The sequence below is a fragment of the Actinoallomurus sp. NPDC052308 genome (genome assembly GCF_040679195.1).
Classification (GTDB): Bacteria; Actinomycetota; Actinomycetes; order Streptosporangiales; family Streptosporangiaceae; genus Actinoallomurus; species Actinoallomurus liliacearum.
In genome coordinates this window covers 630,156-643,810 of the sequence record NZ_JBFAUM010000003.1, presented here as the reverse complement: position 1 = coordinate 643,810, position 13,655 = coordinate 630,156, and the positions used below count along the sequence as shown (strand labels likewise).

The 13,655-nt window shown below is 72.9% G+C and carries 13 protein-coding genes; 4 read left to right on the top strand and 9 right to left on the bottom strand.

What is annotated here, in order from left to right; genetic code table 11:
* Positions 1-12: 12 nt before the first annotated feature.
* The 5 genes from AB0L00_RS14325 to AB0L00_RS14305 all read right to left on the bottom strand — a co-directional run bounded on the left by AB0L00_RS14325 (position 13) and on the right by AB0L00_RS14305 (position 6,521).
* Complete coding sequence (locus tag AB0L00_RS14325; protein ID WP_364433075.1) at positions 13-3,027, bottom strand: SMC family ATPase; 3,015 nt, start codon at positions 3,025-3,027, stop codon at positions 13-15.
* A 49-nt stretch (positions 3,028-3,076) separates the two neighbouring features.
* Entirely contained in the window at positions 3,077-4,210 is a 1,134-nt protein-coding gene (locus tag AB0L00_RS14320) for an exonuclease SbcCD subunit D (RefSeq protein WP_364433072.1), read from the bottom strand.
* A 142-nt stretch (positions 4,211-4,352) separates the two neighbouring features.
* On the bottom strand, positions 4,353-4,508 hold the full coding sequence (locus AB0L00_RS14315; RefSeq protein ID WP_364433069.1) for a hypothetical protein: 156 nt from the start codon (positions 4,506-4,508) through the stop codon (positions 4,353-4,355).
* Between the two features lie 104 nt (positions 4,509-4,612).
* A complete protein-coding gene (locus AB0L00_RS14310; RefSeq protein WP_364433066.1) occupies positions 4,613-5,287 on the bottom strand; it encodes a response regulator transcription factor in 675 nt (224 codons plus the stop codon).
* Positions 5,288-5,351: 64 nt separating this feature from the next.
* The gene (locus tag AB0L00_RS14305) at positions 5,352-6,521 is read right to left on the bottom strand and encodes a sensor histidine kinase (RefSeq protein WP_364433063.1); all 1,170 of its coding nucleotides are present in this window, start codon (positions 6,519-6,521) and stop codon (positions 5,352-5,354) included.
* A 168-nt stretch (positions 6,522-6,689) separates the two neighbouring features.
* On the opposite strand from AB0L00_RS14305, the gene AB0L00_RS14300 reads away from it, so the two are divergent.
* The 4 genes from AB0L00_RS14300 (at position 6,690) to AB0L00_RS14285 (ending at position 10,966) form a co-directional block, all read left to right on the top strand.
* Positions 6,690-7,604, top strand: a complete 915-nt coding sequence (locus AB0L00_RS14300) for an ABC transporter ATP-binding protein (protein WP_364433060.1) — start codon at positions 6,690-6,692, stop codon at positions 7,602-7,604.
* Entirely contained in the window at positions 7,598-8,389 is a 792-nt protein-coding gene (locus AB0L00_RS14295; protein WP_364433057.1) for an ABC transporter permease subunit, read from the top strand. The genes AB0L00_RS14300 and AB0L00_RS14295 overlap by 7 nt, the downstream gene beginning before the upstream one ends.
* 117 nt (positions 8,390-8,506) lie before the next feature.
* Positions 8,507-9,940 (top strand): aldehyde dehydrogenase, encoded by a 1,434-nt coding sequence (locus AB0L00_RS14290; RefSeq protein ID WP_364433055.1) that lies wholly within the window; start codon positions 8,507-8,509, stop codon positions 9,938-9,940.
* A 60-nt stretch (positions 9,941-10,000) separates the two neighbouring features.
* A complete protein-coding gene (locus AB0L00_RS14285; RefSeq protein WP_364433052.1) occupies positions 10,001-10,966 on the top strand; it encodes a Gfo/Idh/MocA family oxidoreductase in 966 nt (321 codons plus the stop codon).
* 312 nt (positions 10,967-11,278) lie between these two features.
* On the opposite strand, the gene AB0L00_RS14280 is transcribed toward AB0L00_RS14285, so the two are convergent.
* Genes AB0L00_RS14280 through AB0L00_RS14265 form a run of 4 tightly spaced genes read right to left on the bottom strand, consistent with a single transcriptional unit; the run spans position 11,279 to position 13,603 of the window.
* Positions 11,279-11,830, bottom strand: coding sequence for an NUDIX domain-containing protein (locus AB0L00_RS14280; RefSeq protein WP_364433049.1), 552 nt, complete (start codon positions 11,828-11,830; stop codon positions 11,279-11,281).
* Positions 11,827-12,963 (bottom strand): adenosylhomocysteinase, encoded by a 1,137-nt coding sequence (locus tag AB0L00_RS14275; RefSeq protein WP_364433047.1) that lies wholly within the window; start codon positions 12,961-12,963, stop codon positions 11,827-11,829. Before AB0L00_RS14275 ends, AB0L00_RS14280 begins: the two co-directional genes overlap by 4 nt.
* Positions 12,960-13,286 carry a hypothetical protein gene (locus AB0L00_RS14270; protein WP_364433045.1) on the bottom strand — a complete coding sequence of 109 codons (327 nt, stop codon included), beginning with the start codon at positions 13,284-13,286 and terminating at the stop codon, positions 12,960-12,962. The genes AB0L00_RS14275 and AB0L00_RS14270 overlap by 4 nt, the downstream gene beginning before the upstream one ends.
* Positions 13,287-13,318: 32 nt before the next feature.
* Entirely contained in the window at positions 13,319-13,603 is a 285-nt protein-coding gene (locus AB0L00_RS14265) for a hypothetical protein (protein ID WP_364433043.1), read from the bottom strand.
* Positions 13,604-13,655 lie beyond the last annotated feature (52 nt).

Here is a 13,655-nt window from a genome sequence, read left to right as displayed (position 1 = left end):
CGGACCATGGGCTCAGGAGAGCGTCACGGCCGTCCGGGGGGTCGGGGCGTCCTGGCCGGCGCCGGTGACGGAGAGGGCCGAGCCGGTGCGGGTCTTGCGGACCCGGAGCTGCGTGGGGATGCGGGTGCGCAGCTCGGCGACGTGGCTGACGATGCCGACCGCGCGCCCGCCGTCGCGCAGGCCGTCGAGGACGTCCATCACCTCGTCGAGGGTCTCCTCGTCGAGCGTGCCGAACCCCTCATCGACGAACAGCGTGCCGATCTCCGCGCCGCCCGCCTCGGCGGTCACCACGTCGGCGAGGCCGAGGGCCAGCGCGAGCGAGGCGATGAACGTCTCCCCGCCCGAGAGGGTGGCCGGGTCGCGGTGCTGCCCGGTCCAGCCGTCGATGACGCGCAGCCCGAGCCCGCCGGTGCCGTTGCGGCCCCGCTCCCCCGCCGCGCGTTCGACGGTGTGCTCGAGGATGTACCGGGCGGAGGACATGCGGGCCAGCCGGTGGTTGGCGGCGGCCACGACCTGCTCCAGCCGGGCGGCCAGGACGTACGCCGACAGCCGCATCCGCGCGGTGTTCACCGCCGGGTCGCCGGACGCGAGGGCGGCGAGCCGGGACACGAGCTCGTGGTGCCCGGCGACGGGACGCCAGTCGGCGGCGTGCCGCCGCAGCTCGGCCGCGAGCGCGGCGAGCCGGTCACGGCGGTGCCGGGCGCGGTCGCGCGCCGAGGAGACGGCCTGGTGGGCCTGGTCGGCGTCGGCGAGCGCGGCCTCGAGGGCGTCGAGGTCGGGCGGCGGCTCGGCGGCGGCCGCGGCGAGCTCAGGGTCGTTCAGCCGCGCCGTGACCCTGGCCTCCTCGTCGTCGAAGGCCCTGGCCCGCCGCGTCAGCTCCTCGTGGGCCGCGTCGTCGAGAGTGGCGGAGCGTACGGCCTCGACCGAGGGGAAGCCCTCGGCCTCGGCGGCGCCGGCGGCCTCACGCCGTGCGGTGTCGGCGTCGTCGGTGGCCGCGCGGAGCTGCTCGATCGCGGTGGCGGCGTCGCGGAGCACGTCGGCCTCGGCGCCGAGACGCCGGATCCGGGCCTCCAGGGTCGGGTCGCCGCCGCGCGCCTCGTCCAGGCCGGTGCGCAGGCGAAGCGACTCGGCGGTCAGGGAGACGCGCAGCGTGCGGTTCTCGGTGAGCGCGGTGTCGACCTCCCGCTGCCGGTCGCGGGCCTCCTCGTACTCGGCGTCGACCTGCCGGAGGTCCTCCTCGAGCCGTTCGACGTCGGCCGCGGCGGCCGTCAGGCCGGCCAGCTCCTCCTGCGCGGCGACGAGGGCGGCGCGCAGGTCGTCGACGGGATCGTCGCCGGCGTCCTGGGCCGCCGCCGCGTGCTCGGCGCGCAGCTCGGCGAGGCGGGTGGAGATCCGCTCCCGGTCCTCCCTGGCCTGCTCGTAGGCGGCCTGGGCGGCGGCCTCGGCGGCCTCGTCCGGGAGGTCCCGGTCCGGGGTCGCGGGCGCCGGGTGCTCGGTGGATCCGCAGACGGCGCAGGGCTCGCCGGGCGTCAGCTCCCGGGCGAGCCGGGCCGCCATGCCCTCCAGGATCGCCTGACGGATCTCCTGGAAGGCGTCCCGGGCCGCCTGGGCGGCGTCGGTCGCGACGCGGTGCTCCTCTTCCGTCCGCGCCAGCGCCGCCGCCAGCGTGTCGCGCCGCACCGCGGCGTCCAGCCGCCGTCGGGCCGTGTCCACGGCGGCCTCGGCCACGGGCCGGGCGGCGAGCCGGGCGCGTGTCCCCTCCAGTCGCTCGGCCAGGTCCTTGCGGTGGCGCGGAGAGTCGGTGAGGAACAGGGCGAGCTCGGCCTCAGCCGCTTCGAGATCCAGGCCCCTGTCCTCCGCCTCCTTCAGCTCCCGGCCGAGGGCGGCGAGCCGTCGCTCGTCGTCGCGGCGCTGTTCGAGGACGGCGGCCTCCTCGCGGCGGGCGCGCTCCTCCTTGCGCATGACGTCGGCGTCGGCGGTGTCGGGGACGAGCCTGGTCACGGCGTCCCGCTGCCGGGCCACCACGGCCGCCGCCTGGTCGCGGCGGGCGGCACGGCCCTCGGCGACGTGCAGCAGCGGGAGGACGCGGCGGGCCCGCTCGGCGTCGCGCAGGGCGCCGGCCAGCGCGGTCCGCTCACCGGCCCGCTCGGCCAGCGCCGCCGCGTCGGCCTCGGCGGCCGCGCGCTGGGCCCGCCGGTCGGCGACGGCGCGCCCCTGCTCCGCGGCGGCCCGTGCGGCCGCCAGGACCCTCACCGCGGCCGTGACCCGGTCCTCGGCGGCCGCGCGGACGTCGTCCATGTGGGCGGACAGCTCGACGGCCCACGCGGCGAGCGCGTCGGGGTCGAGGTCGGGCCGCTCGGCGCCGGCCGCCTCGGCCGCGCGGTCCGCGATGGATCCGGCGGTGGTGCGCAGGGCCTCGGCCGCGCGCCCGGTCTCCTGGCGCTTGTCGCGCAGCCACTTCTCGACGTCGGTGAAGATCTCGGTGGCGAACAGCCGCTCCAGGACCGCGCGCCGCTTCTCGGCGTCGGCGCGCAGGAAGGCCGCGAAGTCGCCCTGTGGCAGCAGCACCACCTGGCAGAACTGCTCGGCGGACATGCCGAGCAGATCCCCGATCTTCTGACCGGCCTCGTCGAACCGGGTCGACAGGGCCTCCCACTCACCGGCGCGCCACTCCTGGAGGAGGACCTTGGCCTTCTCCTCCGTGGTGCCGGTGCCGCGCAGTTTCGGCCGGTCCCACCGGGGCGACCGTGTGATCCGGAACCTGCGGCCGCGGATCGTCACCTCGCAGGCGACCTCGGGTGAGCGGTCGGGCGGCGCGTGGTGGCTGCGGAGGTTCTTCGCGTCGTTGCGGACGCTGGGCACCCGGCCGTACAGCGCGAAGCAGACCGCGTCGAGCACGCTGGTCTTGCCCGCGCCGGTCGGGCCATTGATGAGGAACAGGCCCGCGTCGGACAGCGCGTCGAAGTCGATCCGCTCGGTGCCGGCGAACGGCCCGAACGCGGTGATCGTGAGGTGGTGGAGTCTCATCGGGCCGCCTCCGCGCAGGACCTCACCGAGCGGGCACCGTCGTGGAGTCTCACCGGGCCGCCTCCTCGCGCCGGTAGTGCTCGAACGCCTCGTGCAGCAGCGCGCGCTCGGCCTCGTCCGGCGCCGCGCCGCGCACCTCGGTGACGAAGTCGCAGGCGATCTCGGTCTCGGAGCGGCCCTTGACCCGCTCCGCCCAGGTCCGCTCGCCGGTGTCCGCGGTCCGCTCCGGCTCGAAGGCCAGCGCGAGGACGTGCGGGAACCGCCGCCGCAAGCGGTCCATGGCGCCCACGGGATGCTGAGCGTCGGTGAGCGTGACCTGCAGCCAGTGGTCCTCGTACGCGGCGAGGTGCTCGGCGGTGAGCAGGTCGTCGATGCGGCCCTCGAGTCGCTTGATCCGGCGGGGCACCGGCGCCTCGACGAACTCGGCGTGCACCGTCTCGCCGAGGTCGACCAGCCAGGTGCCCTTGGCGTGGTTCTCCTCGGAGAAGGAGTAGGCCAGTGGCGAGCCGGAGTAGCGCACGGTCTCGGTCAGCGGCTGGGCGCGGTGCAGGTGGCCGAGGGCGGCGTAGTCCACGCCGTCGAAGACGCTCACCGGGACGTTCGCCACTCCGCCGATCGCGATGTCGCGCTCGCTGTCGCTCGCCGCTCCCCCGGTGACGAACGCGTGCGCCAGGACCACCGACCGGCCGCCGCGCCCCGCCAGGTCGGCGCGGATCCGGCGCATCGCCTCGGTCAGCGCGGCGGTGTGGCCGCGCTCGGCGAGCTCCCACCGGCCGCGGACGACCTCGGGCTCGAGGTAGGGGATGCCGTAGATCGCGGTGCCGTCGTCGAGGAGGACCGGCCGGCCGACCGTCTCCGGGTCGGTGCGCAGGTGCACGCCGGAGGCGTCCATCAGGTCGGCGCCGAAGCCGAGCCGCCGCGCGGAGTCGTGGTTGCCGCTGATCAGCACGACCCGGACCTTCTCGGCCAGGAGCCGCCGCAGCGCCTCGTCGCACAGGTCGACCGCGTCGACCGGCGGCAGCGCCCGGTCGTACAGGTCGCCGGACACGAGCACGCAGTCGACTCCCTCGGATCGGACCGTCTCGACGAGGTGGTCGACGAACGCCGCCTGCGCGCCGAGCATGTCCTCGCGGTGAAAGAACCGGCCGAGGTGCCAGTCGGAGGTGTGCAGGAGGCGGGGCATGCCCGGCAAGCTAACAGGCCCCGCCGACAACACGGACCTCACACGCCGCATCAGGTCCCTTTAGTGAGGAACATCCCGCTGGACGCGAAAGACCCCCGGCGAGGGACTCGCCGAGGGTCTGCGCTCGATGGGTGCTGCCGTGTCAGGCCGCTTCCCCCAGGTCGGACTTGGCGAGCAGCTGGGCCCGCTCCTCCGGGGTGGCGAGCCGCTCCCACTGCTCCAGGCTCTCCATGAGCCGGAGGGACTGGACGGTACGGCGATTGACGAAGCGGTGTACAACGCGACGGAACTTAGGCATGGCGATATCCACTGACAGAAGATGGTTGGTGGAAGCGAGGTACCCCTATTATCGCACGTCACACCTGTTTTACCGGTCACTGGGGTAGCGTGTCGGCGAGGCCGTCAGCGGGGTGTCGGAGTGACCAGCCCGGTCTCGTAGGCGACCATGACGAGCTGGGCGCGATCGCGGGCGGCAAGCTTGGCGAGAAGGTTCCCCACGTGCGTCTTCACGGTCGCCGGGCTCAGGTACAGATGATCGGCGATCTCGCCGTTGGACAGGCCTCGGGCGATGAGGGTGAGCACCTCGCGTTCCCGGCCCGTCAGCCCTTCCAGCTCCCGCGCGGGCTGCCGGGCGGGCAGGGGCCGGCGGGCGAACTCCGCGATCAGGCGCCGGGTCACGGCCGGCGCGAGCAGCGCCTCGCCGGAGGCGACGACCCGGATCCCGGCGAGCAGGTCGGCGGGCGGGGTGTTCTTCAGCAGAAACCCGCTGGCCCCCGCGCGCAGCGCCGCGTGCACGTACTCGTCCAGGTCGAACGTCGTGAGGATCAGCACCCGGACGCCCGGCGGCCCGTCCGGACCGCAGATGCGCCGGGTCGCCTCGATGCCGTCCATCTCGGGCATGCGGACGTCCATCAGCACCACGTCCGGCCGCTCGCGGACGGCGAGCTCGACCGCCTCCGCCCCGGTGCCCGCCTCGCCGACCGTGAGCAGGTCCGGGGCGGTGTCGACGAGGACACGGAAACTTCCGCGCAGCAGCGCCTGGTCGTCGGCGACCAGGACGCGAACGGGTGCGGTCACGGGACCTCCTTCGTCGGCCCCATGACCAAGGTGCTGTGCTTCCTGGTTCCCTCGCTTCGCTCGGTCATGGATCCTCCGGGGCGGGACGGGGCAGGCGGGCGGACACCTCGAACCCGCCCTCGGGGCGCGGCCCGGCCGTCAGCGTTCCGCCGTACAGGTGGGCGCGTTCCCGCATCCCGATGATGCCGTGCCCGGGTTCCGGGGGCACCCGGTTCCCCGGCCCGTCGTCGGTCACCCGGATCCGTACCTCCTTCGCGTCGCCCGCCACGACGACCCGGCAGTGCGCCGGGGCCGCGTGCCGGACCACGTTCGTCACCGCCTCCTGCACGATCCGGTACACCGAGCGCCCCATCCCCTCGGGCAGCCCGGCCACGCCGTGCACCGCCAGCTCGACGCGGACGCCGGCGGTCGCGGCGCGTTCGCACAGCTCGGTCAGCGCGGCGAGGTCGGGGGTCGGCCGCAGCTCGGGGGACGCGTCGTCGGAGCGCAGCATGCCGAGCATGGTGCGCATCTCGCCGAGCGCGTCACGGCTCGTCGTCTCGATGACGCGCAGCGCCTCGCGTACCTCGCCGCCGGCGGCCGCGTCCCCCGCGGCGCGCGACTCGAGGACGTAGCCCGCGACTCCGGCCTTCACCCCGATCAGGCTGAGGGTGTGGGACACCACGTCGTGCAGCTCCCGCGCGATCCGCAGGCGCTCCTCGGTCACGGCCCGGTCGGCGAGTTGCTCGGCCGCCCGCGCGGCGTACGCGCGGCGTTCGCGCACGGCCCGGCCGACCGTCCACGCCCCGCCGAGCACCGGCGGGCCGATGAGGACGAAGTCGGTGGCCCCCGAGCCGCCACGCTGCCCGGCGAGGGTGGCCAGGAGCACGCCGAAGACGCTGATCCCCGCGATGACGAGCGTGGGCTCCCTGGGATGGCGACGCTCGGTCAGCGCGACCAGGTACAACGCGAACGCCGCGACGAGCAGCGGGTTCCAGCCGACGCCGGCGAGCATCGCCGCCACCGACGCCGCGAACACGATCCCGAAGACGGGCAGCGGCCACAGGCGCCGTACGGCGACGGGCAGCCCGACCGCCCCGACGAGCAGGCAGGTCGCCCACATCGGCAGGTCCACCGGCCGGGCGAGGGCGACGCCGAGCAGGACGAGGGTCGATCCGACGGCGGCCACGGCGTCGAGGGCGATCAACCGGCCCCGGCCGAGCCGCCGGGTGAAGACCGGATCGGGTTCGCGCACCGTCCGAACCGTACCGGCCCTCGTTCGCCCCCGCCTCCGACCCGAGTCCCTCATCCCCTGGTCGGAGAGGACCGCGCTCCGCGAGCCGCCGTACGCGCCCGGGCGGAGGCCGCGATTCCACCACCGCTCCGAAGCGCCGGCGGCCCGCCGTACGAGAGCGTCGAGACCGTGATCGAAGTGCGGAACCTCACCAAGAGATACGGCGGCACGGTCGCCGTCGACCGATTGTCCTTCACGGTCCGGCCGGGCCAGGTGACCGGCTTCCTCGGACCGAACGGCGCCGGGAAGTCCACCACGATGCGGATGATGCTGGGCCTCGATCGCCCGGCCGAGGGCCGGGTTCTCATCGACGGGCGGCCCTACGAACGGCTGACCGAGCCACTGCGGCGGGTCGGGGCGCTGCTCGAGGCCACGGCCGTGCACCGCGGCCGCCGGGCACAGGACCACCTGCGGTGGCTGGCACGGAGCAACCGGATCCCGAAGACGCGGGTCCGTGAGGTCCTGGCGATGGTCGGGCTGGAGGGCGTCGCCCGGAGGCGGGTCAGGGGATTCTCCCTCGGCATGTCCCAGCGACTCGGCATCGCCGCGGCGCTGCTCGGCGACCCGCCGATCCTGCTCTTCGACGAACCGCTCAACGGACTGGACCCCGAGGGCATCGTGTGGATCCGGAATCTGCTGAAGGCGCTGGCGGCCGAGGGCAGAACGGTTCTCGTCTCCAGTCACCTCATGGGCGAGATGGCGCTGACCGCGGAACACCTCGTCGTGATCGGCCGCGGCCGGTTGCTCGCCGACACCACCGTGGCCGGGTTCGTCGCCGCCCACACCCGCTCGTTCGTACGGGTCAGGACGCCCGAGCCGGAGCGGATGCGGGACGCGATCGCCGCGGCCGGCATCACCGTGACCCGGGCCGCGGACGGCACCCTCGAGGCGGACGGGGCCGAGCCCGCGACGATCGGTGAGATCGCCGCCGCCAAGGGACTGATCGTGCACGAGGTCGCGATGCGGACCGCCTCGCTGGAGGAGGCGTTCATGCGGCTCACCGGGAACGTCGTCGACTACCGGGCCGGAGGGCCGCAGTGGTGAACACGGTCGCCGCGCGAGCGGCTCTGAGCGCTGAACTGATCAAGGTCCGCACCGTTCGGTCCACGGCCTGGGCCCTCGCGCTGACCTTCATCCTCAGCGTGGGGCTCGGTGTCCTCTTCTGTCTCGCCCTTCGCCAGGGCTTCGACCGGATGGACCAGCGGGCACGCGTCAACTTCGACCCCGTCGCGGCCGGTTTCTACAGTCTGACGCTCGGCCAGATCCCGCTCGTCGTCTTCGGCGTGCTGTGCGTCGGCACCGAGTACACCAGCGGCACGATCCGGGCCTCCCTCGCGGCGGTGCCGCGCCGGGGCGTGTTCTACGGCGCCAAGGTGCTGGCCGCGACGACGTCGGCCCTGGCGTTCTCCCTGGTCACCGTCCTCGTGACGTTCTTCACGGCACAGGCCGCCCTCGGCCCGCACGGCACCGCCCTCGGCGAGCCGGGAGTGCCGCGCGCGGTCGTGCTCGCGTGCGTCTACCTGACGCTGCTGTGCGCCTTCGCGATCGGCGTGGCGACCATGCTGCGCAGTACGGCGCTGTCTCTGGGGATCATGATCCCGTTGCTCTTCCTCGACTCCCAGGGGCTCGGCAACATCCCCAAGGTCCGGACGGTCGCGCAGTTCCTGCCCGATCAGGTCGGGCAGGTGATGATGCAGGCGGTGCGGCCAGATCACTCGTTCGTCTCGTACCGCCCCTTCGGACCGTGGACGGCGCTGGGCATCCTCGTGCTCTGGGCCGCGGCCGCCTGTGCCGGCGGGTATCTCCTCCTCCGCCGTCGCGACGCCTGACCCCACCGGCGTACGGGACGCGCGGTGACCCATGCCACGCTGGACAGGGGGCGACGGGATGGAGAAGATACCAAGCAAGCACTCGGTCAAAGCTCCTCCCGCCTCCGGAGGTACGGCATGCGTGAACACGATCGGCTCTACATCGGCGGCGAGTGGGTCGCGCCCGCCGGCACCGGCACCATCGAAGTCGTCTCCCCGCACACCGAAGAGGTGATCGGGCGGGTGCCCGAGGCGACCCCGGAGGACATGGACCGGGCCGTCGCGGCGGCCCGGGAGGCCTTCGACCACGGGCCCTGGCCGCGCATGGCGCCGGCCGAGCGCGCCGCCGTCGTCGGCCGCCTCACCGAGCTGTACGGCCGGCGCCTCGGCGACCTGTCCGAGCTGATCACCGCCGAGATGGGCTGCCCGATCTCGTTCTCCCAGCTCGGCCAGACCGGGCAGGCCCAGGCCGTCTACGGCTACTTCGCCGCGCTCGGCAAGGAGATCGCCTGGGAGGAGGAGCGCGCCGGGCTGATGGGGCCGGTCACGGTCCGCCGCGAGCCGGTCGGCGTGGTGGCCGCGATCGTGCCGTGGAACGTCCCGCAGTTCATCATCGCGCTCAAGCTCGCCCCGGCGCTGGTCGCCGGCTGCACCATCGTGATCAAGCCGGCGCCCGAGACGCCGCTGGACGGATACGTTCTCGCCGAGCTGCTGACCGAGGCCGGCGTGCCCGAGGGCGTCGTCAGCATCGTCGCCGCCGGACGGGAGACGGGCGAGCACCTCGTCCGCCACCCGGGCGTCGACAAGGTGGCCTTCACCGGCTCGACGGCGGCCGGCCGGAAGATCGGCGCGATCTGCGGCGAGCAGCTCAAACGCTGCACGCTCGAGCTCGGCGGCAAGTCCGCGGCGATCATCCTCGACGACGCCGACCTCGCCGCGACGATGGGCTGGCTCAAGATGGCGTCGCTGATGAACAACGGCCAGGCATGCGTCGCCCAGACCCGGATCCTCGCCTCCCGGAACCGCTACGACGACGTCGTCGACGCGCTCGCCGAGACCGTGCGCGGGATGACGGTCGGCGACCCGGCCGACCCCGCCACCGAGATCGGCCCGCTCGTCGCCAAGCGCCAGCAGGAACGCGTCGAGGGCTACATCCGGATCGGTCAGGAGGAGGGCGCCAAGGTCGTGCTCGGCGGGTCCGGCCGGCCGTACGACCGCGGCTGGTACGTCACGCCGACCGTCTTCGCCGGCGTCACGAACGACATGCGCGTCGCACGCGAGGAGATCTTCGGCCCGGTGCTGTCGGTGATCCCGTACGAGGACGAGGCCGACGCGGTGCGGATCGCCAACGACAGCGAGTACGGGCTGGCCGGCACGGTGTGGACGGCCGACGATGACCGCGGGCTGGAGATCGCCCGTCAGGTCCGCACCGGGACGTACGGCGTGAACATGTACATGATCGAGGCGTCGTCGCCCTTCGGCGGCTACAAGGGCAGCGGCGTCGGCCGCGAACTGGGCCCCGAGGGCCTGGCCGCCTACCTGGAGTACAAGTCCATCGCCCGGATGGGCTGACCCGGAGAAGCCCCGGGGCCGGCATTCCCCCCGCCGGCCCCGGCCCGTACGATCCCGGCCATGACGATTCGGTGGGGAATCCTCGGGACCGGGGGCATCGCGCGCACGTTCACCGAGGACCTGCTCCTGCTGGGCCACAAGGTAGCGGCCGTGGGCTCACGGGCCCCGCGGACCGCCCAGGCGTTCGCCGACCGGTACGGCATCGCGAGCGCGTACGGCTCCTACGCCGAGCTCGCGGCCGATGACCAGGTCGACGTCGTCTACGTCGCGACGCCGCACAGCGGCCACTACGACGCGGCCCGCGTCTGTCTGGAGGCCGGGCGCGGCGTCCTGGTCGAGAAGCCGTTCACGACGAGCGCGGCTGACGCGGAGGCGCTGGTCGCCCTCGCCCGCGACCGCGGTCTGTTCGCCATGGAGGCGATGTGGACGCGGTTCAACCCGATCGTCACCCGGCTGCGCGAGCTGATCGCCGACGGCGCGATCGGCGACGTCAAGGCGGTCTACGCCGACTTCTCCTTCGCCGCCGACTACGACCCGGAGCATCGGCTCTGGGCGCCCGAACTGGCCGGCGGCGCCCTGCTCGACCTCGGCGTCTACCCGGTGTCCTTCGCGTGGATGCTGCTCGGCGAGCCCGACAGCGTGCAGGCGGTCGCGACGAGCGCGCCCACCGGTGTGGACGCCAACACCGGCATCCTGCTCGGCTACGCCTCCGGCGCGGTGGCGCTGCTGCACTGCGGCCTGCTCGGCGACTCGCCGCAGACCGCGACCATCGTCGGCACCACCGGCCGCGTCGAGGTCGCGTCACCGGCCTGGCGGCCGACGGCGATGACCCTGCACCGCAACGGCGCCGAGCCGGAGACGTTCACCACCGACCTGCCGGGTCACGGCTACACCTACCAGGCCGAGGAGGTCGCCCGCTGCCTCGCCGACGGCCGCACCGAGTCGGCCATCATCCCCCTGGACGAGTCCGTCGCCATCATCCGCACCCTCGACCAGATAGCCGCCCGCCTCACCCCCGCGACCTGAGTCCCAGCAGAGCCGGCGGCAGCAGCAACCTTGCAGTCAGCGTCGACCGGACAGAAGACCCAAATAGGACGGAACCCGGTCCACTACGACGGCAAGGTGACCACTGCGGCGGCTAAGCGGGCGCCTCGACGGTGGACTCCATGCCATCGGCGCTGTGGCTGCTCGCAGCGGGTCCTGACCACTCTGCCTCGTAACGGGTACGCGCCGCCTCGTACGCCACGCCGGCGCCCGGTCGGCCCAGAATCTCAGCTCGCTTGTCGGCCCAGGTCTTTCGAGCGCTCATGTCACTCCCCGCCTTCGACACTGCGGAGGTCACAGGGTCGCGAGCTTGGCGGCCAGCTTGGGCGTGGGGGCGTCGGCGCAGGGACGCCAGGCGTAGCCGTCGACCTCTTCAGCCTGAAGTACGACCTTCGGCTCCTGTACCCGGAGCAGCCAGCGGAAGTCGGCGTGCCAGTGTTCGGGCTCGCCCTTGGCCGGGTTGGCCGGGATGGCGTGCAGGTCGATGTCCACTGGGGTCGCGTCGTGGCCGGACTGGGCTACCGCGTCGTGCCAGGAGATGCCGGTCTCCTCTTCCAGCTCGCGCAGGGCCGCCCCCGGCAGGTTGAAATCCTCCGGCTCCAGATGGCCTCCGGGCAGGAGCCACCGCCCGAGTGCCTTGTGCTGGATCAGCAGCAGGCGTCCGTCCTGGTCGATCACGACGGCCCCGCACGTGATGTGCCCGCCATTGAACTCCTTGCGTGAGGTCAGCTCGGCTCCGGCCGCCAAAGCCTCGGACAGGGGCCGAAGCTGGTCGGCCTCGTCGGGACGGCGGTCGAGGTAACGCGCCAGGGTGGAACGGATCTCCTCGATACCGATGCTGCTCATGAGGTCCCATCGAAGTAGCGCAGCCAGGTCGTCGCGATCAGGCTGCGTTCGGTCGCGTCCAGTTCGTGTAGTCCGGGTTCGTGGCCGGCGGCGGCCAAGGACCCGAGCGCGGCCAGGATCTCGGCCTGCACCAGGAAGATGAAAGCACCGACGCTCGCGCCGTGAAGGAAGTTGACGGCATTCCCGTCGGCCAGGACGTAGAAGTAGTGCCCGGTTCGGGCGTATCGGGTGATGTGTTCCTCGGTCGGGGTCCGCTCGTACAGTCCGTCGAGTGCTCCCAGTTCCAGCTCGTCATCGCTGCTGGTCACGCTGGCGATGTAGGCGCCGTTGGAAATCCTGGCGAAGTCGTCTTCGCGCAACGCCAGGTTTCCGGTGGCGCAGACGATCACTCCGGCTCCTGCGATGGCCTGGGCCAGGGTGGAGGTGGTACGGAACCCTTGGGAGAGGGCTTGTGCCCGCCGGATGGGGTCGGAGTCGTAGACGGTCACGCCGACGTGCTTGGCGTGCAGCATCGCCGCCACCGACCGGCCCAGCTTCCCGTACCCGATGACGGCCGCCGGGCGGCCCTGCAGGATGTCGCCCCGCGCCCGGATCAGTGCCTCGGCGGAGAAGGTGACCGACTGTCCCACGAGGTAGTCCTCGGGGTCCTTGAGCGGTGAGCGGGCGACGCTGAACACCGGGCAGGGCAGCTTGCCCAGCGCCTCGTACCGCTGGTGTCCGTTCTCGGTGTCCTCCACCACTCCGACGATCTGACCGGAGAACTCGGCGCACACGTGCTCCAGGGCAGGCGCGAAGTATCCGCCAACGTCCAGCAACACGATCTGTCGGCCAGCCGCCCGCGATTCGAGATACTCCAGCGCACGGGTCGGGTCGGCGAACGCCGCACGCTCCAGACCGTCCACCGGAAAGAAGGTCTTGACCTCCTCCAGTGCCCGCGCGTCGATCGACTTCGGCTTGGGCAGGACGGCGGCGACCTCGGCCAGCCGCCCGACCGCCCGCAGGAATGCAGGCCGTTCCCCCAGCAGGTGGGTGATCACCAGCGCGGATACCGGCTCGGGTACCTCGTATCGACTGGTGATCTTGCGGAAGAACGCGTCCACCCGCGACAGCTCGAAGTCCTCCAACGCGGTCATGCGTTCCCCCGCCACTTGTCCGATATCCCCATGGAGCTCCCCTTCTTGTCGAACGCCGAGCCGAAATGACCCGAACGCTTCGGGGCGAGGGCCGGTCGCCGCGCCGGCGGGTACGGCCAGGTGGCCGCCATCAGAACCGCCTGGGTCAGCTCGTCGGCGTCCACGGCCTCGACGAGCCGCCACCCTTGCGAAACCCGCACCATCGCCCACCACGAGCGCGTACGGAGGCCGTACCAGAACACCAGGCCGGGAAACCGCCGCCGAAGCACCATGCCCGAACCGGCCCTCATCGTCCCCACAGGACCGCCGGACAGGTGGGTCATGTCTGGAGCGTGGTACCGAGCCTGATCGGGTCTCATGGCCGACCGCCGGGTCCGGTGTCGCGGTTCTTCAGGTAGTCGGTCAGGTGTGCCGCCGCGCCGGCCGGGTCGTCCGCCGGATGCCGTGCCAGGTCGTCCCGCCGCCACACGAACGACCCTGCATCGATCTCGACCCACACCTTCCGGCCGGTGAGATCACCGCGAGCCGACAGCGCCGGCCGCGCGTCGCTGACCCCCACGTGCACGCCGAGCTTCGCCAGCTCCCGGCAGAGTTCGACCAGCCGGCACAGATCCCGGCTGCGGCCACTCTCGTTCACCATCGGTTGTCCCCTGTTCCCGGTCCTGTCGCACGATCCGTGCCGTCGCGACCGG